At 46.3% G+C, this 22,775-nt stretch carries 20 protein-coding genes; 11 read left to right on the forward strand and 9 right to left on the reverse strand.

The window, feature by feature from the left end:
* Window positions 1-48: 48 nt before the first annotated feature.
* From LWP20_RS01770 to LWP20_RS01785, 4 genes are all read right to left on the reverse strand, one after another.
* Window positions 49-1,332: a chloride channel protein gene (locus LWP20_RS01770; protein ID WP_242926395.1), complete on the reverse strand. Its 1,284-nt coding sequence runs from the start codon at window positions 1,330-1,332 to the stop codon at window positions 49-51.
* 283 nt (window positions 1,333-1,615) lie between these two features.
* Window positions 1,616-1,972, reverse strand: a complete 357-nt coding sequence (locus LWP20_RS01775) for a hypothetical protein (protein WP_242926396.1) — start codon at window positions 1,970-1,972, stop codon at window positions 1,616-1,618.
* Window positions 1,973-2,305: 333 nt separating this feature from the next.
* Window positions 2,306-3,751 carry an aldehyde dehydrogenase gene (locus LWP20_RS01780; protein WP_242926397.1) on the reverse strand — a complete coding sequence of 482 codons (1,446 nt, stop codon included), beginning with the start codon at window positions 3,749-3,751 and terminating at the stop codon, window positions 2,306-2,308.
* A 58-nt stretch (window positions 3,752-3,809) separates the two neighbouring features.
* Complete coding sequence (locus tag LWP20_RS01785; protein WP_242926398.1) at window positions 3,810-4,598, reverse strand: SDR family oxidoreductase; 789 nt, start codon at window positions 4,596-4,598, stop codon at window positions 3,810-3,812.
* Between the two features lie 122 nt (window positions 4,599-4,720).
* Here LWP20_RS01785 and LWP20_RS01790 point away from each other — a divergent pair, with 122 nt between their 5' ends.
* Complete coding sequence (locus LWP20_RS01790; protein ID WP_242926399.1) at window positions 4,721-5,260, forward strand: 3-hydroxyanthranilate 3,4-dioxygenase; 540 nt, start codon at window positions 4,721-4,723, stop codon at window positions 5,258-5,260.
* Window positions 5,261-5,624: 364 nt separating this feature from the next.
* Complete coding sequence (locus tag LWP20_RS01795) at window positions 5,625-6,719, forward strand: amidohydrolase family protein (RefSeq protein ID WP_242926400.1); 1,095 nt, start codon at window positions 5,625-5,627, stop codon at window positions 6,717-6,719.
* Between the two features lie 434 nt (window positions 6,720-7,153).
* On the opposite strand, the gene LWP20_RS01800 is transcribed toward LWP20_RS01795, so the two are convergent.
* The gene (locus LWP20_RS01800; RefSeq protein WP_242926401.1) at window positions 7,154-7,468 is read right to left on the reverse strand and encodes a hypothetical protein; all 315 of its coding nucleotides are present in this window, start codon (window positions 7,466-7,468) and stop codon (window positions 7,154-7,156) included.
* Window positions 7,469-7,600: 132 nt separating this feature from the next.
* On the opposite strand from LWP20_RS01800, the gene kynU reads away from it, so the two are divergent.
* The 4 genes from kynU (at window position 7,601) to LWP20_RS01820 (ending at window position 12,517) form a co-directional block, all read left to right on the forward strand.
* Complete coding sequence (gene kynU, locus LWP20_RS01805; protein ID WP_242926402.1) at window positions 7,601-8,875, forward strand: kynureninase; 1,275 nt, start codon at window positions 7,601-7,603, stop codon at window positions 8,873-8,875.
* A gap of 289 nt (window positions 8,876-9,164) precedes the next feature.
* The gene (locus LWP20_RS01810; RefSeq protein WP_242926403.1) at window positions 9,165-10,424 is read left to right on the forward strand and encodes a cation:proton antiporter; all 1,260 of its coding nucleotides are present in this window, start codon (window positions 9,165-9,167) and stop codon (window positions 10,422-10,424) included.
* 19 nt (window positions 10,425-10,443) lie between these two features.
* On the forward strand, window positions 10,444-11,037 hold the full coding sequence (locus LWP20_RS01815; protein ID WP_242926404.1) for an alpha-ketoglutarate-dependent dioxygenase AlkB family protein: 594 nt from the start codon (window positions 10,444-10,446) through the stop codon (window positions 11,035-11,037).
* A 79-nt stretch (window positions 11,038-11,116) separates the two neighbouring features.
* Entirely contained in the window at window positions 11,117-12,517 is a 1,401-nt protein-coding gene (locus LWP20_RS01820; RefSeq protein ID WP_242926405.1) for an FAD-dependent oxidoreductase, read from the forward strand.
* 97 nt (window positions 12,518-12,614) lie between these two features.
* Here LWP20_RS01820 and LWP20_RS01825 read toward each other — a convergent pair whose 3' ends face one another.
* Together LWP20_RS01825 and asnS are read right to left on the reverse strand one after the other, a co-directional pair.
* Window positions 12,615-14,171, reverse strand: a complete 1,557-nt coding sequence (locus tag LWP20_RS01825; RefSeq protein ID WP_242926406.1) for a hypothetical protein — start codon at window positions 14,169-14,171, stop codon at window positions 12,615-12,617.
* 369 nt (window positions 14,172-14,540) lie between these two features.
* On the reverse strand, window positions 14,541-15,980 hold the full coding sequence (gene asnS, locus LWP20_RS01830; protein ID WP_242926407.1) for an asparagine--tRNA ligase: 1,440 nt from the start codon (window positions 15,978-15,980) through the stop codon (window positions 14,541-14,543).
* A 274-nt stretch (window positions 15,981-16,254) separates the two neighbouring features.
* On the opposite strand from asnS, the gene rpoN reads away from it, so the two are divergent.
* From rpoN to LWP20_RS01850, 4 genes are all read left to right on the forward strand, one after another.
* Entirely contained in the window at window positions 16,255-17,709 is a 1,455-nt protein-coding gene (rpoN, locus tag LWP20_RS01835) for an RNA polymerase factor sigma-54 (RefSeq protein ID WP_242926408.1), read from the forward strand.
* 118 nt (window positions 17,710-17,827) lie between these two features.
* Window positions 17,828-18,448, forward strand: a complete 621-nt coding sequence (locus tag LWP20_RS01840; protein WP_242926409.1) for a hypothetical protein — start codon at window positions 17,828-17,830, stop codon at window positions 18,446-18,448.
* Between the two features lie 92 nt (window positions 18,449-18,540).
* Complete coding sequence (locus LWP20_RS01845; RefSeq protein ID WP_242926410.1) at window positions 18,541-19,323, forward strand: enoyl-CoA hydratase-related protein; 783 nt, start codon at window positions 18,541-18,543, stop codon at window positions 19,321-19,323.
* A gap of 182 nt (window positions 19,324-19,505) precedes the next feature.
* Entirely contained in the window at window positions 19,506-20,225 is a 720-nt protein-coding gene (locus LWP20_RS01850) for a TapB family protein (protein WP_242926411.1), read from the forward strand.
* A gap of 68 nt (window positions 20,226-20,293) precedes the next feature.
* Here LWP20_RS01850 and LWP20_RS01855 read toward each other — a convergent pair whose 3' ends face one another.
* Window positions 20,294-21,127: a hypothetical protein gene (locus LWP20_RS01855; RefSeq protein WP_242926412.1), complete on the reverse strand. Its 834-nt coding sequence runs from the start codon at window positions 21,125-21,127 to the stop codon at window positions 20,294-20,296.
* A gap of 81 nt (window positions 21,128-21,208) precedes the next feature.
* Complete coding sequence (locus tag LWP20_RS01860) at window positions 21,209-21,940, reverse strand: ABC transporter ATP-binding protein (RefSeq protein WP_242926413.1); 732 nt, start codon at window positions 21,938-21,940, stop codon at window positions 21,209-21,211.
* Between the two features lie 213 nt (window positions 21,941-22,153).
* On the opposite strand from LWP20_RS01860, the gene LWP20_RS01865 reads away from it, so the two are divergent.
* Window positions 22,154-22,771, forward strand: a complete 618-nt coding sequence (locus LWP20_RS01865) for a DUF4142 domain-containing protein (RefSeq protein WP_242926414.1) — start codon at window positions 22,154-22,156, stop codon at window positions 22,769-22,771.
* Window positions 22,772-22,775: the final 4 nt, after the last annotated feature.

Consider the following 22,775-nt stretch of genomic DNA (forward strand, 5'->3'; position numbering starts at 1 on the left):
ACTTACAGTACGCTCCTCAGTTAAAAAGGCTAAACCTATACTTGCCAACTACTCGTGTTCGCTGCTTTTTACACCCAGCTGCGCGTTAATAAGAGGTGTTTTAGGCGCCAGGAAAAAGCCCGTTAAGCTGGCAAACATAATAGGCACAAACTGATGAAAACCGGTTAAAGTAGAAAGCAGAATAATAGTGCTGATAGGTGTGCGTGTAACACAGGCGTTAATAGCGGCCATGCAGCTAACAAGTATAAGCGGCAGGTTTTGTCCCGGAAAGAGGGCATTAACTATCAGGCCGGTAATGGCCCCTACAAAAAACAGCGGAATAATAAAGCCGCCGCGCCATCCCGAAGTTACCGTAAAACTGATGGCAAATATCTTGGCGATCAGCAGCGTAACCAGGAACTCCATTGTAAAGTTCTCTTTCAGAAGTATAGATAATTGGTCGTGGCTGAAGTAGCGGGTGAGCGGCATATAGTAGGCTATAATACCTATCAGTAAGCCACCAATAGCCATTCGAAGGTAAATAGGCATGCGCACCACACTAAAAATAGCTTTGCTCTGCCGAACCGTAAAAATGAAAAGCCAACCCACCGCCGTTCCTGCCAGTGCATATAGCATGGCATAAAAGAAATCGCTTAGCTGCGGCGTACTATAAACCGGGAATGCCCACGTAGGCCCGATACCGATGTGCGTGATAAGTATAAAAATGACAAAGCTGGAGCAGCTGGCTACAAAGGCAGGTATAAGCGCCTGGTAATACTCTACTACGTGCCTGTGGTGCAAGATTTCTAAAGAGAATAAACTACCACCCAGCGGTGCGCCAAACAGTGCCGTAAACCCCGAAGCCATACCAGCTATAGTTAACGAGCGCAGGTCTTCGCCTTTAAATTTAAGCTTCCGCGCTATCCAGGAACCGGTAGAGCCGGTAACCTGCACCAGCGGTGCTTCTGGGCCTGCACTACCACCACTGGCAATACACAGCAACGACGATAAGATCATGGCCGGGTTATTCTTGGGTTCCAGCTTGCCGCCCTTAAAACGAATGTTGTTCACGATCAGGTCCATTTCGCCGGGGTCGCCGAGTTTGTGGATGATGAGACCAGCCAGTAAGCCCGCCGTAGCCATTAAAGGTATAACAAGCAGCCCCTGAAACTGGGATAGGAAATGCAGCAGTTGCTCGAGCACGATCCAGTAAGAACCGGCAATAATGCCGCCAATGGCACCTACAGCTACCCACAAAAAGAACAGTTTGCTAAACACGAACGGGTTAAACCGAAGCGGGTAGTTTAGCCGGTCCCGTAACAAAATGAACCGTTTTGCTTTTTTATACTTCATGCCGCAAAGGTACGCAGAAAAGTAAGGAAGGGTAAAGTATAACTTGGATTTAGAAGTATAGTGTTGTGAAAGAGTAAGTTCCCCTGCATTTTGCTAGCGCGAGCTTGTAGCTCGTGCCTATTTAAAAGTTGTGAAAAAGTTAAAAGCACGAGCTACAAGCTCGCGCTAGCGGCGAAACAAAAGAAGAATTAGTTAAGGTCTCAGTCCAAATGGGAATAATTTTAATGTGATTCCCCAAGTGAATTAGCCAGTACTTACTATGAATTGTCCTGATATTAATTCATTACTTAAAAAGTTTTGAGATAGGAATAAACAGTCCCAATACTCCAACAGAAGCAATCATAAAGTTTAGAAGTCCAACAGCAACTTCAAACCAGGTAACTTTCTCAACTCTGTGTCTACGTACGATAGACCATTTCTTCCTTTTGAAGAGAAAAAAATTAAAGACTGCCAAAGCACAGATAAAAGCCATAAATTCTGCTTTACTAACATCGAAACTAGTAGCCATCTTAATAATAGCTATTATAACAACAGTGAAACAGCACTGTATAAATGTTATAGCAATAATAGCTGAATCTATAGGGCTTTTGGAACCAAGCTTCTGGAATACTTTAGAAAGAAAAATAAGATAATAACTCATAATTAATAATTAGGCTTCTCAGAAATTTTAATAGAATCGAAACCTTTATCTAAGCACCCGCTGTAATCGAGCATATCAACAGCTAACACAAGTTACGTTCACGCTAAACTTGCGACATATGCTTTCAGACAAGGATGTCCGAAAGAGCAAGTGTGAGCTTTACTAAAAGCGTAGAATGTTGGCGCAAGTTTGCAACCCGTGTTTTTTATGATGTTGAGTTTGTAACTTAACTGGGCCAGGGGCCCCACTATCGTTCAACACGAGCGAGGACGCTCGCGCCATAGAATAATAAAAAGTAGGTTCTTCGCTTTTCGAAAATCAACACGTAACTCCCTACAACTTCACACAAACATTCTGAGGCTCTGTAAAGAATCGTAGTGCTTCAAAGCCGCCTTCACGGCCAACGCCGGAGTTTTTCATACCACCGAACGGGGTGCGCAGGTCTCGCAGGAGCCAGGTGTTTATCCAGATAATGCCGCTGTGTACCTGGTGTGCTACCCGGTGAGCCCGTTGCAGATTGTTTGTCCAGATGGTGGCGGCGAGGCCATATTCGGTGCAGTTGGCGTATTGGACCACTTCTTCTTCGCTATCAAAAGGCATGAGCGTAACAATCGGGCCAAAAATCTCCTCGGTGTTGGTGCGGCAGTTGTAGGGCAGGCCTTCAATTATAGTTGGGGAGATAAACCAGCCTTTTGTGCAGCGGCCATCTACTTGTACCTGGTGCCCGCCGGTAAGTATAGTTCCGCCTTCCTGTTTGGCCAGTTCTATGTAAGACAGCACCTTCTGCATGTGTTGCTCCGATACTACAGCGCCCAGTTTAGAGCCTTCTTCCATCGGGTCACCTACAATCATGGCTTTCACTTTTTCTACAAAAGCATCCCGGAACTTCTCATAAATAGGTCGCTCAATAAAAATGCGGGAACCACATAGGCAGATTTGCCCCTGGTTGGCAAACGATGAATGTATAGTTGTATGGAGCGCGTTGTTAAAATCACAATCTGCAAAAATGATGTTCGGGTTTTTACCGCCAAGTTCCAGCGATAGTTTTTTGAACATAGGAGCCGCTGTGGAAGCTATAGTTTTGCCCGTTGCTGTGCCGCCTGTGAAAGAGATGACAGGAACTTTCGGGTGAGCCGTCATGGCAGCGCCTACTTTATGCCCGTAACCATGCACAATGTTCAGAACACCAGCCGGTAAACCCGCTTCAATACATATCTCCGACAATAGGTAAGCCGTCATGGGAGTTACTTCCGATGGCTTGGCAACTACACAATTTCCGGCAGCCAGGGCAGGAGCAATTTTCCAGGTGAACAAGTATAAAGGCAAGTTCCAGGGAGAGATGCAGCCCACCACGCCATGCGGGTGACGAACGGTATAGTTAATGGCATCGGTGCCTTCCATGTAATGCGCTTCCGAAGCGAAGTGCTGAATGGCCGTACCATAAAACCGCATGTTGCTGCTTGCTCGCGGTATATCAACAGACTTAGCCAGTTTCAGTGGCTTGCCATTGTCTATAGATTCAGCTTCGGCCAGTTGGTCCAGGTTTTGGTCAATCAGGTCGGCAATGCGCATTAATATCTGCCCACGTTTTTCGGCTGGTGTTTTAGACCATGCCGGGAAAGCCGCCAACGCCGCCTGCACCGCCTGCTCCACATCCTGCTCATCCGAGTCAGGTATAAGCGAGTATACTTCACCCAATGCCGGGTTATAGTTATCGATGTACTGCCCGGCCACAGGCATTACCAACTCGCCGTTTATATAGTTATGTATGTGCTGCACTTGAAAAGAATTAATAATTAGGAATGTAGTCCAACAATTAACAATCAGTAATCAACAACTATAAACACCCTGTTCTGCCGCCATCTACCGGCACGTTTATACCGTTAATGTAGGCAGCAGCAGGTGTAGCCAAAAATGCAGCGGCCGCCGCTACTTCTTCTGGCTCGGCAAAACGACGGGCAGGTATTTCCTTCATCATTTCTTCTTCCACGGTATCTACTTCAGTAGCTGTTTTCTTAGCTTTATTTTCGATGATGGACTCCAATCTGCCGGTGCGGGTAGCGCCCGGTAGCACATTGTTTACGGTTATGCCGAATTGCCCCAATTCATTAGCCATCGTTTTCGCCCAGCTCGCCACAGCCCCACGAATGGTATTCGATACGCCCAAGCCATGCAACGGCTGCTTTACCGATGTACTGATGATGTTGATGATACGGCCATACTTTGCGGCCTTCATGCCAGGTATCACGGCCTTGGCCAGCAGGTGGTTGGCTATAAGGTGTTGGTTAAATGCATTCAGAAACTCATCCGAAATAGCCTCGGTAATAGGGCCGCCAGCCGGGCCGCCGGTGTTGTTTACAAGTATGTGTATTTCAGGGCGCTGGTCCAGGTAAGCCTGCACCTGTATATTCAGGTTATAAGGATCAGAAAAATCTGCAACTATATATTCGTGCTGCTGCCCATGCTGTGTGTCCAGTTCTTTGGTTACTTCCAGTAGTTTGTCTTCGTTGCGGGCAACTAACGTAATGCTGGCTCCAAGCAATGCAAGCTCGGTAGCTACTGCTTTGCCAATACCTTGTGTGCTGCCGCAAACTATAGCGCGTTTGTTTGTCAGGTCTAAATTCATAGGCTAAATGTACGCAAAAGGCTTTATACTTGCACGCAAGAATGCTGCTAACAAATGAGCTGCATTACCATTTCTGCAAGCTTTTGCGTACCTTCCATGTATCAACCTAACTAAACAAAACTATGGCCATACAACGCGCTTTCAATTTTAAGCAATGGATAGACGAACACCGCCATTTGTTAAAGCCGCCGGTGGGCAACCAGCAGGTATTTAAAGGCAACGACGATTTTATTGTGATGGTAGTAGGCGGCCCGAATGCCCGCAAAGATTACCACTACGACGAAAGCGAAGAGTTTTTTTACCAGGTGGAAGGCGATATTGTTTTGAAGATCATAGAAGATGGCAAACCGGTTGATATTCCGATTAAAGAAGGGGAAATATTTCTGCTGCCGCCACGTGTGCCGCACTCGCCGCAGCGCCCTGCCAACACGGTTGGGCTGGTAATTGAGCGCTACCGCCGTGCAGGGGAGAAAGATGGTTTTATGTGGTTCTGTGAGAACTGCGGTAACAAACTGCACGAAGATTTTACCGAAGTAACCGACATTGTAAAACAGCTGCCTGAGATAATGGGCAATTTCTGGAACAATGAGCAACTGCGCACCTGCAGCAAATGCGGTGAAGTTTTGCAACCACCGGTTAAACCCGCAGAAGCAGTAAAGTAAAGTATAAATTAGCCTTTCTGTGAGCAAGTAAGACGATCATTTACAGCGTCATCTTTGCTTTCTATATTTTGAAAGCTGCATTTTAAATGCCTGAATTTATGTAATTAAGCTCCGGAAGAGGAAACTTAAGTGCACTTTATATATTTTCAGTAAAGTATAAACCCGCCTTTGCCTGTTGTAGCGCTGTGGCGGGTTTATACTTATAAGGGCTGTATACTTTAAGCATAAGTCTGTGGCTTAAACTGCTGTTTGTTATTTAGGCTTTTGCGGTAAAACATGCGTAGAAAGTATAAATTCCTTATATTGTAGGATTGCCCGATTGAGCTATACCTCGTATAGCAGCACATTTCGTTCGATTAACAGCATGCAAGTACATAACCCTACACCAGCTATACTTACCAGCCAAGATCTGCTTAAGATCGACATACATACGCATATTTTACCTGCCACCTGGCCAGATTTGCGCGAGCGTTACGGATATGGTGGTTTTATCAGGCTGGAACACCATAAGCCGTGTTGCGCCCGCATGATGATGGATGACAAGTTCTTCCGGGAGATACAGGACAATTGCTGGGACCCGAAAGTACGCATGCACGAGTGCAGCCAGCACAAAGTAGGAGTGCAGGTGCTAAGCACTGTGCCGGTAATGTTTAATTACTGGGCAAAACCCGAACATACTTACGACCTGAGCAAATTCCTGAACGACCACATTGCCGGTATTGTAGCAGATTACCCCGATCGTTTTATTGGCCTCGGCACCATACCTATGCAGGATACCGAACTGGCTATTAGAGAACTGGAGCGTTGTGTGAAGGAATTGGGCATGCCGGGTGTGCAGATAGGGTCGAATATAAACGGCTGCAACCTCGATGAGCCAAAGCTGTTCCCTATTTTTGAGGCAGCAGAAGCGCTTGGAGCCGCCATTTTTGTGCACCCCTGGGACATGCTGGGCAAAGACCGCATGAGCAAATTCTGGATGCCTTGGCTGGTAGGTATGCCCGCCGAAACTACTGTAGCCATCTGCTCTATGATATTTGGTGGTGTGCTGGAGCGGCTGCCGAAGTTGCGCGTTGCTTTTGCCCATGGCGGAGGTTCTTTTCCGGCAACCATAGGCCGTATCGTCCATGGTTTTGAGGTGCGCCCCGACCTCTGCGCTATAGATAATAACGTAAACCCGCGCGAGTACCTCGGCAAGTTCTATTTCGATTCGCTGGTACACGACCCGCAGGCACTCGATTATCTGGTTAATCTAGTAGGAGCCAACTGCATTGCCCTCGGCACCGATTACCCGTTCCCGCTCGGCGAACTGGAGCCCGGCAAACTCATCGAATCCATGCCTTATGATCAGGCAACAAAAGAGCGTATGCTCAGCGGTACAGCGCTGGAGTGGCTTAATTTAAAGAAAGAGCAGTTTGTTTCCGGGGTAGCCTCAAATTCCAAATCCGGGGTTTTAAGTTAAATGAGCTCTAGAATTTAACTCATCAAGAAAAGTCATTTATACTTGCTGTACTTTCTGTCATCTCGAGCGGTAGGATAGCTCTTATACAGTTAAAGTATAAATACACCCTGCACTCTCCGGGGAGGGAAGTTTAGTTGATGCTATAGTTGAAAGTATAGTTCTATATCCTCTGTAGTTCACCCACCCCAATCCCTCCTTAAATTAAGGCGGGGAGCTTTTGCCTGCTATGTTTTAAGTTATAGTTGAAATCCACGAGCGGACCGGTCACGACCTGTCCCTACGGAAATACATTTACAATAAAACAACCTTCCTTAAATTTACAGCCCCAACAATCTGATATCAGCAGAAATCCTATCAGAATATCAGTTTTATCACCCTGATATTGCTGATGGAATTTCCTGTTTTTTTTTTAACAAAGTATAAACAGCTGAATTCTAGCCTGGAACTGCAGGAACCTCTATTCTTAAATCACCGGTGCCTTTTGTAAAGGTTATATGCAGCAGAACCGTTCGCTCTTGTGCTGATCCGGAGTTTAACGGGCGGGAGTCATTTAACTGCATATACTTTGCCAGGTCTTTGTATAAGGCATCAACTCTGCGTTCTTCAATTTCGATGATCATACTTAAAGAAACGTCTGAAAACATTTTAAAATCGGCAGTAAATCCATGTTGGTTAATGATCTTATTGATCTCATTTATTGCCTGATTCCTTTCTTTATCACAATACCCGACCCAATAGATGCTTTGCATTTATACTTTCTTTTAACCTTGCTACAAGCTAAGTATACGCAAAAGTAAACCGCGGCAAATTAGTATATTCGCAGACCTTAACGAACAGCCCTCCACTAAGGTGGCGCAAACTATAAAGATCTGCATACAAACATGAACTACCAGAATACCCTTGCCTTTGCGCAGGAACAAGACCAGCAAGACCCGCTTAACCATTTCAAAAAACGCTTTTACGCACCACAAATAAACAAACAGGACGCTATTTATTTCTGTGGCAACTCGCTTGGTTTGCAGCCAAAATCGGCGCAGGCTTACATAGACCATGAAATGCAGAAGTGGGCCGACCTGGCAGTAGAAGGACACTTTAAAGGCGAAAACCCATGGTTTAATTACCACCAGCTGTTAACAGAAAGCGCAGCGCATGTGGTAGGAGCCAAGCCGGTAGAGGTGGTGATTATGAATCAGCTGACAGTAAACCTGCACCTGATGCTGGTATCGTTTTACAGGCCGCAAGGCAAACGGTTTAAAGTAATTATGGAGGGTGGGGCTTTCCCATCAGACCAGTATGCGCTGGAAACACAGACCAGGTTTCACGGCTACAACCCGGAAGAGGCAATCATTGAGATTTTCCCGAGAGAAGGGGAATACACGCTTCGCACCGAAGATATCCTGAAAACCATAAACGACCACGCTGATGAACTGGCGCTGGTGCTGATGGGCGGTATAAATTACTACACCGGCCAGGTATACGACATGGAAGCCATAACCAAAGCAGGCCACCAGGCAGGTGCTGTTGTAGGGTTCGACCTGGCACACGCTGCCGGAAATATTCCTGTAAAACTGCACGACTGGGATGTAGACTTTGCCGTTTGGTGTACTTATAAATACCTGAATTCAGGGCCGGGTGGTACATCGGGTGTGTTTGTGCATGAGCGCCATGCCAACAATCCCGACCTGCCGCGTTTTGCTGGCTGGTGGGGCCACGATGCAAGCTCGCGCTTCCAGATGAAGAAAGGCTTTATACCTATGGTGGGAGCCGAAGGCTGGCAGTTAAGCAATGCACAAATACTACCTTTGGCAGTACACCGTGCTTCTTTGGAGCTCTTTGAAGAGGCCGGCATGGAAAACCTGCGTGCCAAAAGCGAAAAACTGACTGGCTACCTGGAGTACCTTATCGATGATGTGCACGCAGATAAAGATGTATTGGAGATGATTACGCCGCGCGACCCGAAGGCCCGTGGTTGCCAGATATCCATGCTCGTAAAAAAAGATGCACGCCTGCTGTTTGATAAATTAATGGAGGCCGGCATAATTGTGGATTACCGTGAGCCAAACGTAATCCGGGTTGCTCCTACACCTTTGTATAACTCTTTTGAAGAAGTATACCGCTTTTCTGAAATACTACACCAGTGCCTGCAGGCGCACTAAGCAAGTATAAAGTATAGTTTACGGAGAGGTTGCTGCAAAGCGGCCTCTCCGTTTTTGTTTAACCAGGTTCTGGGCTCAAACAACCGCGGTAATATTGATTTCACTTACCTAATGCATTAAACAAGTATAAAGAGTTAAATGATTTTAGGCAGCTGCGGCACAAACTTTCTGTTGGTTGTCGTAGTAGTATAAAAGCTTCCTTGCAACAGCCTAAGCACTGGTGCAACAGTTGCCCCTCAGAGCTAAATTACTGGTCTTCTCCGGGGCACATACCTGAGCAAAAACTCCTATGGATAGTTACATACTTGTTCTTACGTTGGTCGGAATTGCGGCAATGTCTATGGCGTGGGTGCCCAAATTGCTGGAAAACAGCTTTATATCGTATCCTGTTATTTTTGTGGCAGCCGGAGCTATACTATACATGTTGCCCCTAAACCTGCCCCTGCCAGACCCGGTTTGGCACGAGAAGTATGTAGTGCACCTGACCGAGCTAAGTGTGATCATATCTTTGATGGGAACAGGGCTTAAAATAAGACGGCGCTTTAACTGGAAAAACTGGCAGATACCTTTCAGGCTGGTAAGTATAACCATGTTGCTGTGTATTGCGGCGCTGGCTTTTTTAGGATGGTGGGCACTGGGTCTGGCGCCTGCTGCAGCGCTGCTGTTAGGGGCAGTATTGGCCCCAACAGACCCTGTGCTGGCCGAGCAGGTACAGGTAGGCCCGCCGCATGATGCAGAAGAAGATGAAGTGCGGTTTTCCCTTACAGCCGAGGCAGGTTTAAATGATGGGATGGCTTTCCCGTTTACATGGCTGGCGGTAGTAGTGGCCGTAGCAGCAGGCACTGCCGAAAGCTGGCTGGGTGACTGGCTACTGCGTGATCTTTTGTACCGGATTTTTGCTGGTGCAGCCGTTGGCTTTTTAATAGGCCGCGGCCTGGCTTACCTGCTTTTTGAATTGCCCCGTAAATCCGGTTTTCCGGAGGCCCGCGATGCGTTCCTGGCATTATCGGCTACATTGGTTTCTTATGGTTTAACCGAGCTGGTGCATGGCTATGGCTTTATCGCTGTTTTTATAACGGCTATTACCATGAGCTCTTTTGAAGCAGAAGATAAGTACCACACCGAAATGCATGATTTTGTAAACCAGATAGAGCGCATACTCATGGTAACATTGCTGCTGATTTTTGGAGGCAGTCTTGTAACCGGGCTTTTAAACTACCTTACCTGGCAAGGCGCACTTATCGGGCTGGTGTTTTTGTTCGTCATCAGGCCGGTGGCTGGGTTAATAGGCATGTGGGGCATTAAATTACCGCGTCGCGAAAAAATAGCCATCAGTTTCTTTGGTATTCGGGGCATAGGCTCTTTTTTTTACCTCTCGTTTGCCCTGGCTAAAATTGACTTTGCCGATGCAAATGAGCTATGGGCAATAGTATCATTTATTGTTATGGTATCTATTCTGTTGCACGGCCTCACCGCCAACCGTGTTATGGGGCTACTCGATGAAAAACGCGAACAAGCTGAAGCCTCTTCTGAGTCTGTATTAGATTAAAAAGATCTCCCTGTTTATTATGCACATCCAGGATTTTCATAAGTTGCCCATGCCCGATGCCGAAGTATACTATGCGCCTCATTTTTTTATGCAGGAAGAAAGCGATCTATACTTTACACAACTGCAACAAGCTATAAACTGGCGGCAGGAAAGTATAAAAATGTTCGGGAAAGAACTGCCCATGCCCCGGCTAACAGCCTGGTACGGCGACAAAAGCTATACTTACTCGGGCTTGCTTAATGAGCCGCAGCCCTGGCTGCCCATACTTCTGGAACTAAAGAAAAGGGTAGAGGAAGTTAACGGAAAGAAGTATAACAGTGTATTGCTCAATTTTTACCGCGCCGGCAACGATAGCATGGGCTGGCACCAGGATAACGAACCCGAACTGGGGCCCGAGCCGGGTATAGCCAGCCTGAGCTTTGGCCACGAGCGCCGTTTCAGTTTCAGGCACCGCACACGTAAAGATCTCAAGCCGGTAAGTATAACGCTGGCACACGGTAGCCTGCTGCTAATGCAGGGCCTTACACAACATCATTGGTTGCATAGTCTGCCCAAAACTGCAAAGCCTGCCGGGCCACGCATAAACCTTACCTTCCGGCACATCATCACCTGAGTTGCTCTGCAAAACGATTGGCAAAGCTGAAACTAAAATGCTAATTTACGCCAATAAGGTGCCTTGCCTTCACTAACCTATGACCGAGAAAAAGAACATCACTATAATGGGAGCCGGTTTGGTCGGTTCGTTGCTGTCGTTATACCTGGCTAAACGGGGCCATAAAGTTGATATTTACGAACGCCGTCCCGATATGCGCAAAGTAGTGCTGGATGGTGGCCGCTCTATAAACCTGGCCCTCAGCGACCGCGGCTGGCGCGCGCTTAAAGGTATAGGTATAGAAGAAGATGTACGGAAAGTAGCTATACCTATGTATGGCCGCATGATGCACGACGAAAAAGGCAACCTGACCTATCAGCCTTATGGTAAAGAAGGGCAGGCTATTTATTCAGTGTCAAGAGCGGGGCTAAACATGGCCCTGATGGACCTTTCGGAGCCAAACCCGGATATCAATTACCACTTTAACCGCCAATTACTTGATGTAAACCTGCGCAACAGCGAGGTAGAGCTACGCAACACCGAAACAGGCGAAAAAGAAAGGTTAAAAACAGATTTGCTTTTTGGTGCTGACGGTGCTTTTTCGATGCTCCGTAATGCCATGCAGAAGACCGAGCGCTACAACTACTCACAAAGCTACCTCGAGTATGGCTACAAAGAACTGACCATACCACCGGCTGCCGACGGGAGCTGGCAACTGGCTGAAAAGAATGCCCTGCACATTTGGCCACGAGGCAATTACATGATGATAGCGCTACCAAATATTGATGGGAGTTTTACCTGTACTTTGTTTTTCCCTTTCGAAGGCGAGCGCTCTTTTGCCGCTATCAAAACCGATACCGATCTGCTCAATTTCTTCCTGGAGGTGTTCCCGGATGCAGTGCCACTAATGCCTGACCTGGCTGAAGAATATTTCTCAAATCCGATCGGGTCATTGGTAACTATAAAATGTTTTCCGTGGTCTTATGAGGATAAAGCGTTGCTGATTGGTGATGCCTGCCATGCTGTGGTGCCTTTTTACGGACAAGGTATGAATGCCGGCTTCGAAGACATTACCGTACTGGACCAGATGCTCGAAAACTTTGATGGCGATTGGGAAAAACTGTTTAAGGATTTTGAGCGCAAGCGCAAGCCGGATGCAGATGCCATTGCCGACCTGGCTGTAATGAATTTTATAGAAATGCGCGATGAAGTAGCTAACTCAAGGTTTCTGTTGCGCAAAAAAATAGAAGGTAAAATAAGCGAGCAGTACCCGGATAAATGGCTGCCACTTTACTCTATGGTTACCTTCTCCGATCTGCCATACTCGTATGCGCTGGAAACCGGACGCTTACAGGAGGAGATCATGCGCAAAGTGATGAAACATATCAATAGCGAAGAAGATTACTCCAAGCCTAAAGTACAACAGCTACTCGAAGAGCAGATCATACACAAAGAGAAGTTAAAGAAGTATAACGGAGGAGAAGCTGAGGTTAACAGATAAGCTTTAATCTTTTACTGATGATTATACTTTAGCAAGTATAAAAAATCCCCGCCAGATATCTCTGGCGGGGATTTTTTATTTAGGTACCAAAAGGTAATTACTGCTGTTGCTCTGCTTCCGGCTGCCTTTGGTTTTGGGCAAATTCCACTATCCGGAAGGTCTTTGTTTTACGATCATAATAACCATAATGCAGTTTATCGCCATAACGGTACATGGTAGCATATTCCGGTTTGTTTTTCAACTCTTCCTCAAAGCTTTCCACCTTATCCTGAAGTATAACCGACGCATTGGCAGAATCTACTTTGGCTAAGTTATTAGTGTTTAGCACTGAGCGGAAGTATGTGCTTATGCCCGGGCCAGTTGGTAAATTACTACCTCTGCCATACGGGTCGTAAAAGTACCGGCTGTAGTAAGGCGAATCGAGGTAATAGTTAGGTACATAGTATGCTGGTACCCAACGGCCTGGTATCAGCATGGTTCCTCTTGGAGTATACACATAACGGTCGGGGGTACGTACCATACGGCTTGGGTCCTGGCTGCGGTCATTGGAGCGCGGTGGCTGGTAAGAACCTATGGTTAACTGAATAGTGCTGTCGCTGAAGGCATCAACCGTGATAGCCGGAATGCCGCCTGCCAGGTTCTTCATTACCTTCGAGGTCTTTTCAATTACTTTGCTTTCCGATGAAAATAAGGCCTTGGCTCCGCGCTGGTGCACCGGCGTAGACTTTATCGTTATTTCTTCATCACCCGAAAAATTGTATGTTTTTACAGGCTGCAGCGTAGCAAAATCATAGGCTGTCAGGTTGAGTTTGTCTTTATCAAGTTGTAACCTGAAAAGTGTGTTCTGATGCAGGAACGAGTTAAACTCCGGATCGCCGTTTTGCTCAATGGCAGGCAAATTACGGTAATTTGTCTGGCCGGTGTTCCAGTCCAGCGTCAGGATTTCGGTAGTAGCTTTGTCGCCCTGGCCTTTTAATCTGAAGCCATCAAAAACCATCAGTATCTTATCGCCGCGGGTGTAAATCTTGCTGCGGTGGTGGCCTGCAATAACGGTGCGTTCCAGGTTAGGGTGCACAAATATCAGGTCTCTCTCGCGGTCGTAGCGGTCGCGGGTGCGGGGCAACTTAGGAGAGAAAGTTTTTTTTGTCATGCGGGCTTCCTGGTCGTCGCGGTACAGGTGCAGGTTTTCCTTCTTGTCGGCGTACAGCATATAGAAGTAATCGGCATCGGCAAAGCCACCCATAAAGTACTCGCCTTTGTCTTTTTTCAGCTCCATATCAGGCAGCGTCCGGAATTTGCCGTCCAGGCGGTTCACGGCAAAAGGGCGCACAAATTCGCGGCGGCCATTTACAAAACGGGAGTAAAATATGAATTCATCATCGGTAACGCGGGTCCCCATTATCTGCGGTTGTTCGCTCCAACGATACGGTATTTCCTGCGAAGCTATCAGCTGGCCGGATGGTGAGATCAGGTTGAAGTATAATCTGCTGCTCTGGAAAAAGTATACACACACATTACCGCTTTTCTCATCTGCCACCGATACTAAATCTTCGGCGCGGCGCATTGGCAGGTCTATGTTTGCAAACTCGCGCTGGGCAGTTGCCATCTGCGCAAAGCCTGCAAACAGAAGCAGGGTTAGGATGAATCTATGCATAGTTTAATATACGTATTATTAAGTATAACTAGCAAATTTCCAGCCAGAAGTAATGGATTTGGAGATAATTTATGATGCCATTTCGAACATAATAGAGCAACCTATTTCAGCTTATAGTTAGAGTCTACACTTGTTTCAACCAAGCTGTACTTTCAACTGTAGCACATCAATTAAATTCCCCTCCTCGGAGGGTTGCAGGGGTGAGTTTATACTTTGGCTGTATAAGATCCCTCGGCTAGCGCCCGGGATGAAAGGGAAAAAGGCGGTTGCAGAATGAGGCCTACTAAACTAATCCTGATTCAGGCAAAAACAAGAAGCCCGGCCAAAGTATGGCCGGGCTTCTTGTTAAGTATAAAATATGATTTCAGATTAAAACTCTGCGTTCTGCGGTGTTCTCGGGAAAGGAATAACGTCGCGGATGTTACCCATACCTGTTACAAACTGCACCATACGCTCAAAGCCAAGGCCAAAGCCGGCATGCGGGCAACCACCAAAACGGCGGGTATCCAGGTACCACCACAGGGCTTCTTCTTCAATGCCTACACCTTTCATGCGCTCTACCAGAATGTCGATACGCTCTTCACGCTGCGAACCACCTACAATTTCGCCTATACCCGGAGCAAGTATATCCATAGCGGCTACAGTTTTGCCATCATCGTTCAGGCGCATGTAGAAAGCTTTGATATCTTTCGGATAATCCGTTACAATTACCGGCTTCTTGAAGTGTTTTTCTACCAGGTAACGCTCGTGCTCGCTTTGCAAATCGATGCCCCACTTTACCTCGTACTGGAACTTCTTCTTTTTATAAGCCGGTGAGTTAACCAGAATATCGATAGCCTCGGTGTAAGTTACGCGCTCAAAGCTGTTGTTCACTACAAACTCCAGTTTTTCCAGCAAGGTCATTTCCTGACGCTCGGCCTGTGGTTTGGCTTTATCTTCTTCCACTAAGCGCTGGCCCAAGAACTCGATATCCTCGCGGTTTTTCTCTAAAGCGTAGCCTATGATATACTTGATAAATTCTTCGGCCAGATCGGCGTTTGCCTTCAGGTCGTAAAAAGCCATTTCCGGCTCAATCATCCAGAACTCGGCCAAGTGGCGCGTGGTATTGGAGTTCTCGGCACGGAACGTAGGCCCGAAAGTATAAATATCGCTAAAAGCCATAGCAGCCAGCTCGCCCTCTAACTGCCCTGATACCGTAAGGTTAGTAGCTTTGCCAAAGAAGTCTTCTGCGAAGTTGATCTTACCTTCTTCCGTGCGTGGCAGGTTATCCAGGTCTAAGTTGGTTACCCGGAACATTTCGCCGGCGCCTTCTGCATCCGAAGCCGTGATGATAGGCGTGTGCATGTATACAAAGCCTTTCTCGTTGAAGAACTTGTGTACTGCAAAAGCCAGTGTGTTACGCACTCTGAAAACAGCACCAAACGTGTTGGTACGGAAACGCAGGTGCGCTATCTCGCGCAGGAATTCCAGGGAGTGCGCTTTCTTTTGAAGCGGGTAAGTTTCAGGGTCAGCTTTGCCGAGTATATCTATCGTTTTAGCGATAACCTCGAACGCCTGGCCCTTGCCCTGAGAAGCTACCAACTCGCCGGTAATAGCTACGCAGGCACCGGTTGTAATGTCTTTCAGCGCCTCTTCGCTAAACTTTTCTGCATCGGCTACAACTTGCAGGTTATTTATAGTGGAGCCGTCGTTTACGGCAATGAAGTTTACAAATTTATTACCGCGCTTGGTGCGTACCCAGCCTTTTAGTAGAACGTCTTTGCCTACTTCGGCACCCGTTAAAAGATCTTTTACTTTTGTGCGTTGCATATATGTGTAGCTTACAGAATCAGTGTAATGTTTAAAAGTATAAATTTTGAACTATAAACAGTAGTTTTAGTATGTTTCTTTGTTGCTGAAACATCAGGTTGCCGCAACAGCCATTGTGAAGCAACTTATACTTTCTGAAAACCTAAAGCTTATAGTTTGGTTAATCTCGAAATATCCCTCAAAGTAACGATATTTTAACCTTTTTTGTAAATGCAAGTAAAATTATCCTAAATTTGAACGTGCACTTTTTAGCACAAAAAGCCATTTTTTACCTATGCAGCGACTCGATTTAAGACAACTCTTATCCCAGAAGTTATCGCCGCAGCAGATACAATTTATCAAGCTGCTGCAGATACCTACTGCCGAGTTAGAAGCGCGCATTAAAGAAGAAATGGAGATCAATCCGGCTCTGGAAGAAGGTAGTTCCGATGCTGATACCGATTCTTATGAAGATCAAGATGGGGATAATTATGAGGGCGAGGATGATTACGGAAAGAACGACGAAGTAGACCTGAACGACTACCTGCACGACGATGAAATAAGCGGCTATAAAATGCAGGGCGACCGTGGTGGCGATAGCGAAGAAGAGCGTGAAATGCCGATTGCCATGACCACCACGCTTACCGATTCGCTCATGGACCAGCTGGGCTTCCTGAACCTTGACGACAGGCAGTATACCATTGCCATGCAGCTGATAGGAAGTATAGACAGCGATGGCTACATACGCCGCGAACTGAGCTCTATAGTTAATGACCTGGCTTTCTCGCAGAACATCGAAACAAACGAGGAAGAAGTGGAGCAGCTGCTGCATATGATCCAGACGTTTGACCCGCCGGGCATTGGTGCCCGCGACCTGCCTGAGTGCTTATTACTGCAATTACAGCATCGCGAGCAGGATGCCACCACTATACTTGCCGAAAAGATAATTGCGGATGCTTTTGATGAGTTCACTAAGAAGCATTACCAGAAAATACAGGCTAAGTTTGGCATCAGCGAAGACGAGCTGAAAAAAGCAGTGGACCTGATCATCAAGCTTAATCCGAAACCGGGCGGCTCCGGTTCGGGCAGCACGCGCGTGCAGTACATTATTCCGGACTTTATACTTACCAACAATAACGGCCAGCTGGAACTGTCGCTTAATTCGCGCAATGCCCCGGATTTGCGTATCAGCCGCTCTTATGCCGATATGTTTGATGCTTATGACAAATCAGACAAGAAAGATAAGAAGCTGAAGGAAACGGTAACATTTGTGAAGCAGAAACTGGATGCGGCCAAGTGGTTTATAGATGCCATACGCCAGCGCCAGAACACACTGCTGCGCACCATGGAGGCGATTATAAAGTACCAGCACGACTTCTTTCTGGAAGGTGATGAAAGCGAGCTTCGCCCGATGATCCTGAAAGATATTGCCGAAGAAATTGGCATGGACATTAGTACCGTGAGCCGCGTGGCCAACAGCAAAGCCGTACAAACAGAGTTTGGTATTTACCCGCTTAAGTATTTCTTCTCGGAAGGTATAGCCACCGATTCCGGCGAGGATGCCAGCAGCCGCGAGGTTAAGCATATCCTTAAAGAGATCATCGATGGCGAAAGCAAGCGCAAGCCACTGTCGGATGAAAAAATAGAGCAGATACTGAACGAGAAAGGCTATAACATTGCCCGCCGTACCGTTGCCAAATACCGCGAACAGCTGAACATACCGGTAGCAAGATTGCGTAAAGAACTATAGAAGTCAGTTATTAATGATGTGTTAATAATTAGAGTTCATTAAAGTATAAATGCGTAAGTATAGCTAGAAGTATAGATCCAAAACTCAATTCATAATTTCTAATTTTAATTAACCAAAAGTGAACCGCTCTCTTGCGCAGGTACTGTCGGTGTTGTTTCACCCGCTGTTGTTGCCTACATACCTGTTCGCGTTTATACTTTATTACCTGCCTGTAGCTACGCTGTCGTTGCCGCTGCAAAGCCGCTGGATTGTTTTGAGTATGATCTTTTTTTCTACTTTCATAATTCCAGGCCTGGGTGCTTATGCCATGGTGCGCAGCGGCCAGCTCGATTCGGTGGAAATGCACAAACGCGAACAGCGCCGTACTCCGTTGCTGTTTACCGGCCTTTGCTACAGCACTACGGCATACCTGCTGCATCGCGAACCCGCCTTCGACCAGATATTTTATTTCATAATGGGACTGGTAGCGGCCACCGTTTTCCTCACGTTTGTTGTCTCGCTGTTCTGGAAAGTAAGTGCACACGGCGTAGGGTTAGGTGGCACGTTGGCTATACTGCTGATGCTACATAAAATTGCCCCTGATTTCCAGATGGTGCAGCCTGTTGTGTTTTCTACTTTAATTGCAGGCGCTGTGCTTTCTGCACGGCTGGCACTGCATGCCCACACACCGGCACAGGTTTATGCCGGCTTTGCCAGCGGTTTTTTGCTGGTATACATGGCAGGTATAATCGGTTTTTAAATGTTTAGCATAGGGCGCCGGAATTACTGCATTATTGCCAAACCTTATACTTTGCTTATATTTGATAAAAGCAAAATCAACGAAACTGAACTATGACTTACGAGTGCCTGCTATATGAAGTACAGGATGGTATTGCTACCATTACCCTGAACAGACCAGATGTATTTAATGCCTTCAACGACCAGCAAAGCTACGACCTGCAGGATGCCCTGAAGCAGGTAAGCCGCGATGCAAACGTGCGCGTAGTAGTGCTTACAGGAGCCGGAAAAGCCTTCTGTTCTGGCCAGGACCTGAAAGCCATTGCCAGCGCCAGCAAACGCGACCTCTCAGAATCCCTGGAGAAACGCTACAACCCGATCATCCGGGCAATGCGTAACCTGCCAAAGCCGATTATCTGTAAACTGAATGGTGTAGCTGCCGGAGCCGGCTGTTCATTAGCGCTTGCCTGCGATATGATAATCGCCTCAACAGCTGCCAGCATGATCGAGGTATTTGTAAATGTAGGACTGGTGCTCGATTCTGGGTCTTCTTTCTTTTTGCCGCGCGTAGTAGGCTCATTAAAAGCTTTTGAGTTGAGTACGTTAGGTTCTAAAGTATCAGCAGAGGAAGCTTTGCAGTTAGGTATGGTTAACAGGGTGGTGGCCCCGGAAGAACTGGATGCTGCAGTTGCTGAACTGGCTGCCCGTTTTGCTGCAAGCCCAACCAAAGCCATTGGCCTGATGAAAAAAATGCTCAACAAATCTTTTAGCTCTACCCTGGACGAGATGCTGGATTACGAAGCACATTGCCAGAAAATTGCCGGAAACTCAGAAGACTATAAAGAAGGCGTAGCTGCCTTTAACGAGAAGCGCAAGCCCCAGTTTAAAGGTGCTTAACTTATACTTTGTAAAGTATAGAAAGCCAGCCATCGTGCTGGCTTTTTTTATGCTCTTTTTTGCTGCACTTATACTTGCGTATTCTGGCTGTTTACTTTAAAAACATAGTTAGAGAATGCCTGCCGCCTTTAGAAACAGTATATTTTTATAGGTCTAACTATTCACATTTAACATTATCAACCATGAAAAATACGATACTGTTACTGCTGCTTTTAATGTTTGCTTTTGGCCACCCTACAAAGTTGCGTGCACAAGATAATTGCTCGGATTATCTGCTTCTGCGCGAGAATGCCCAGTATGAAATACTTACTTATAGTAGTAAAGACAAGCTCATGAGCCGTGCTGCCTATCAGGTAAAAGATGTGAGCAAATCGGGAGATAAAATAGAAGCTACCGTGCAGTCTAAAGTATACGACAACAAAGACAAGCTGAATACGGAAGGGGAGTTTACGGTAGGTTGCAGCAACGGTAGCATCTGGATGGATATGCGCTCGATGGTAAACCCAGATATGATGGAAGCTTACAAGAACATGGAAGTAAGCATGACCGGCGATAAAATGCTATACCCCAGCGAATTGAAGGCTGGGCAGAAACTGGAAGACGGCACCCTGAACATAGAGGTAAAAGATAAAAGCAGCGGGCAGGCTTTCAGTAACATGACCATGAAAATTACAGACCGCACCATAGAAGGAAAAGAAAGTATAAAAGTACCCGCCGGCACCTACGATGCCTACAAAATAAGCCAGAATACACAGATGGAAAACCGTGCCATGGGCATGAGAATGCCTGGTATGCGTGTGCAAACTATCGAGTATTATGTGCCCAATATGGGCATGGTGCGATCAGAGTCTTACCGCAATGGCAAACTGATGTCTTACAGTGTGCTCAGTAAAGTGAAATAACAAAGCTTATAAAGTATAAAGCCGGCACTATAGGGTATAGTGCCGGCTTTATACTTTATAAGGTAAGCTTAACGCAGTGTTATCAGTTTGGCCTTACCGTTTATAGTTACTTCAGCTATTTTATCGCATGGCTCTTTTCCGGTCGGGTCGTAGTTAAGCTCCATGGTTTTGCCATTGGTGTTGGTAATGCTGATAATGCCGGCTACAAAATTACGGGCACAACCCGCACTCAGTACTCTTTTCAGCGGCTGTTTAATCTCGGCAGTATAAGCAATGCCTTTACGGTTTACACCCGCGGCGCTGCCTGTTACCTGCCACACATCATCAGACAGTAACAGTGTGCCTGTACCGGCAACCTGCTCTATTACGCGGTCTGCGCTCCAGGTAGCAGTACCTCCGGGGGTAGTTATACTTGCATCGCTCACCTTCACACTAATTTTATGGTTGCCCAGGTAGGTGCTTACTTTAGTGCCTTTCAGTTGGTTATCGTTTACAAAATAATCCTGAAGCGTAACGGTAAATGACGAACCAACTGTAAAAGGAGTACCCGAAAAAGATGCTACTATTTTACCGCGGCGTTTCAGGCCATCGGGGCAGGTGCAGTTGGTAGTACCAAAATCAATGATAATGGTGCGTGCTTCTTTGTTAAAAGTAGCGGTGGCGCAACCGGGCAGGCTTGCTGCCACAGCAATGCGGCCATCTGCCTCAGGCTCTGCTTTAGCAACATCCGTTACAAACTCATCAAGCGAAGTAAACTCGGTTTCAGCCATGGCATTCGCCTCCGCAGACTCTACATCCAGGCTTTGGTCTGAAGTTTCTTCATCTTTCTGGCATCCTGCAAAAACAAGCGTACAGCCAAAGGCCAGCATTAACGGTAACCTGTTCAAAAAACCTGTCTTCATAAAAGAATTAACTATAGTTTATGATATTCAGATGCATAACGAACTTTGCTGCCAGTTATATATGCAAAGTATATATTTAATTTAGTATGCGAAACCAACAGATATTTTGAGGTGTGGCGTAGGCAATGCTGTAATTACCGAGTTATCGTCAGAGGTAAGTATATGCCCGGTTATAGTATTGCGCATTTCTTCTTCGCCGCCCACAGCGCGGGCATATTTCACTCTACCACCCAGCCCGCCGGCAACCTCTAAAGTCAAGTGCCGGCTAAGCATAAACTGACCGCCAAGCTGGTAGTTCAGCTCCAGCGAGTTCTGGTAAAGGCGTCCTACAAATTTATAGTTAGGGTCGTCTTGGGGTAATTCCTCTCGCCCGAAAACGTTTTTCTCGAATGCCAGAAACTTATAGCCAAACATGGGCCCATGGAAAAAACCGAAAGGCGCCTGCTTTTTCTTGGAAGTATAATAACGCTGGCTCATACGAACAGCTGCGCCTACTGTTTTTTTGCTTTCGGGTAACCACATGTCTCCGTTTAGCCCGCTGCTGTACACATAAGATAGCCCTATTTCGTTGCTGATGCGCTTAGCGCGTACTTTCTCATAGGATACATATACTTCGCCTATTTGCAGGGGATGTATTTTAAACAAGCGGTTATGATCCTGGTCAATGCTTGCTGATAGTTCCCGTTCTTCCAGTTCCTGCTGTTCCAGCTCTTCCTCTTCTTCCTGTGTCTGGGCTTGTGCGTAACCAAAGGGCAACAGTAACAGCAATATAAAGTATAGGGTTACCATTGGTTTGCTTTCTCTTCTCTTCATGGGATTGTAAAAGTTTGCTTATATAGTATTAAATGTAAGTGATTTGGTAATTGATAATTGCGGCTGTATGCTTGTGTAAATTTGTATTATTAGAATTATTGATATTTCAATTGCTGCATGGTGGTTAGTGTTTTGTAAAGTATAACTCCATGACATATAGGGCGTATACTCATATGTTCGAAATATACTAAACACTAAGCGATAAATAAAACTATGAAAAAAATTGCATCAACAGGGCTTTTGGCGTGCGTTTTTTTATTTGGCGTATCAGCCTGTAACCAGGAAAAAAAAGAAGACAGTGTAGAGCAGGCACAGACCACAAATGAAGAAATGGCTGAAGGCACTGAAATGGAGGAAACAAAAGATGAGCAGTCAGACTTTATGACCATGGCTGCCAGTGGCGGTATGATGGAAGTAGAGCTTGGCAAACTGGCGAAGCAGAATGCGGCCAACCAGAAGGTAAAAGATTTTGGCGCCATGATGGTGAACGACCATACCAAAGCCAATGATGAGCTAAAGGCACTTGCTACAAAGAAAAACATTACCCTGCCAGACAGTATGAGCGAAAAACATATGGGCCATATAACAGAACTACGTGATAAAAAAGGTGCTGATTTTGACAAGGCTTACATGGACCTGATGGTAGAAGACCATGAAGAAGATGTGGAAATGTTTGATAAAGCAGCCAAGGACCAGGAAGACCCGGATGTAAAAGCATTTGCTGCTAAAACAGTAACTACACTTCGTAAACACCTTGATGAGGCTAAAAAAACGAAAGATGTTGTAGATAAAGCAGCTGGTAGCAAAACAAATGCAGCTACACCTAAGTAAGGGA

This window comes from Pontibacter vulgaris (assembly GCF_022758145.1).
GTDB classification, from domain to species: domain Bacteria; phylum Bacteroidota; class Bacteroidia; order Cytophagales; family Hymenobacteraceae; genus Pontibacter; species Pontibacter vulgaris.

Bases quoted from the DNA above. Each gene is read 5' to 3' on its own strand.
- LWP20_RS01795 (WP_242926400.1), top strand. From the start codon at position 5,625: ATGCAAGTACATAACCCTACACCAGCTATACTTACCAGCCAAGATCTG.
- LWP20_RS01845 (WP_242926410.1), top strand. From the start codon at position 18,541: ATGACTTACGAGTGCCTGCTATATGAAGTACAGGATGGTATTGCTACC.
- asnS (WP_242926407.1), bottom strand. From the start codon at position 15,980: ATGCAACGCACAAAAGTAAAAGATCTTTTAACGGGTGCCGAAGTAGGC.
- LWP20_RS01785 (WP_242926398.1), bottom strand. From the start codon at position 4,598: ATGAATTTAGACCTGACAAACAAACGCGCTATAGTTTGCGGCAGCACA.
- LWP20_RS01860 (WP_242926413.1), bottom strand. From the start codon at position 21,940: ATGAAGAGAAGAGAAAGCAAACCAATGGTAACCCTATACTTTATATTG.
- LWP20_RS01850 (WP_242926411.1), top strand. From the start codon at position 19,506: ATGAAAAATACGATACTGTTACTGCTGCTTTTAATGTTTGCTTTTGGC.
- LWP20_RS01800 (WP_242926401.1), bottom strand. From the start codon at position 7,468: ATGCAAAGCATCTATTGGGTCGGGTATTGTGATAAAGAAAGGAATCAG.
- LWP20_RS01815 (WP_242926404.1), top strand. From the start codon at position 10,444: ATGCACATCCAGGATTTTCATAAGTTGCCCATGCCCGATGCCGAAGTA.
- LWP20_RS01820 (WP_242926405.1), top strand. From the start codon at position 11,117: ATGACCGAGAAAAAGAACATCACTATAATGGGAGCCGGTTTGGTCGGT.
- LWP20_RS01790 (WP_242926399.1), top strand. From the start codon at position 4,721: ATGGCCATACAACGCGCTTTCAATTTTAAGCAATGGATAGACGAACAC.
- LWP20_RS01855 (WP_242926412.1), bottom strand. From the start codon at position 21,127: ATGAAGACAGGTTTTTTGAACAGGTTACCGTTAATGCTGGCCTTTGGC.
- LWP20_RS01810 (WP_242926403.1), top strand. From the start codon at position 9,165: ATGGATAGTTACATACTTGTTCTTACGTTGGTCGGAATTGCGGCAATG.
- rpoN (WP_242926408.1), top strand. From the start codon at position 16,255: ATGCAGCGACTCGATTTAAGACAACTCTTATCCCAGAAGTTATCGCCG.
- kynU (WP_242926402.1), top strand. From the start codon at position 7,601: ATGAACTACCAGAATACCCTTGCCTTTGCGCAGGAACAAGACCAGCAA.
- LWP20_RS01770 (WP_242926395.1), bottom strand. From the start codon at position 1,332: ATGAAGTATAAAAAAGCAAAACGGTTCATTTTGTTACGGGACCGGCTA.
- LWP20_RS01775 (WP_242926396.1), bottom strand. From the start codon at position 1,972: ATGAGTTATTATCTTATTTTTCTTTCTAAAGTATTCCAGAAGCTTGGT.
- LWP20_RS01865 (WP_242926414.1), top strand. From the start codon at position 22,154: ATGAAAAAAATTGCATCAACAGGGCTTTTGGCGTGCGTTTTTTTATTT.
- LWP20_RS01825 (WP_242926406.1), bottom strand. From the start codon at position 14,171: ATGCATAGATTCATCCTAACCCTGCTTCTGTTTGCAGGCTTTGCGCAG.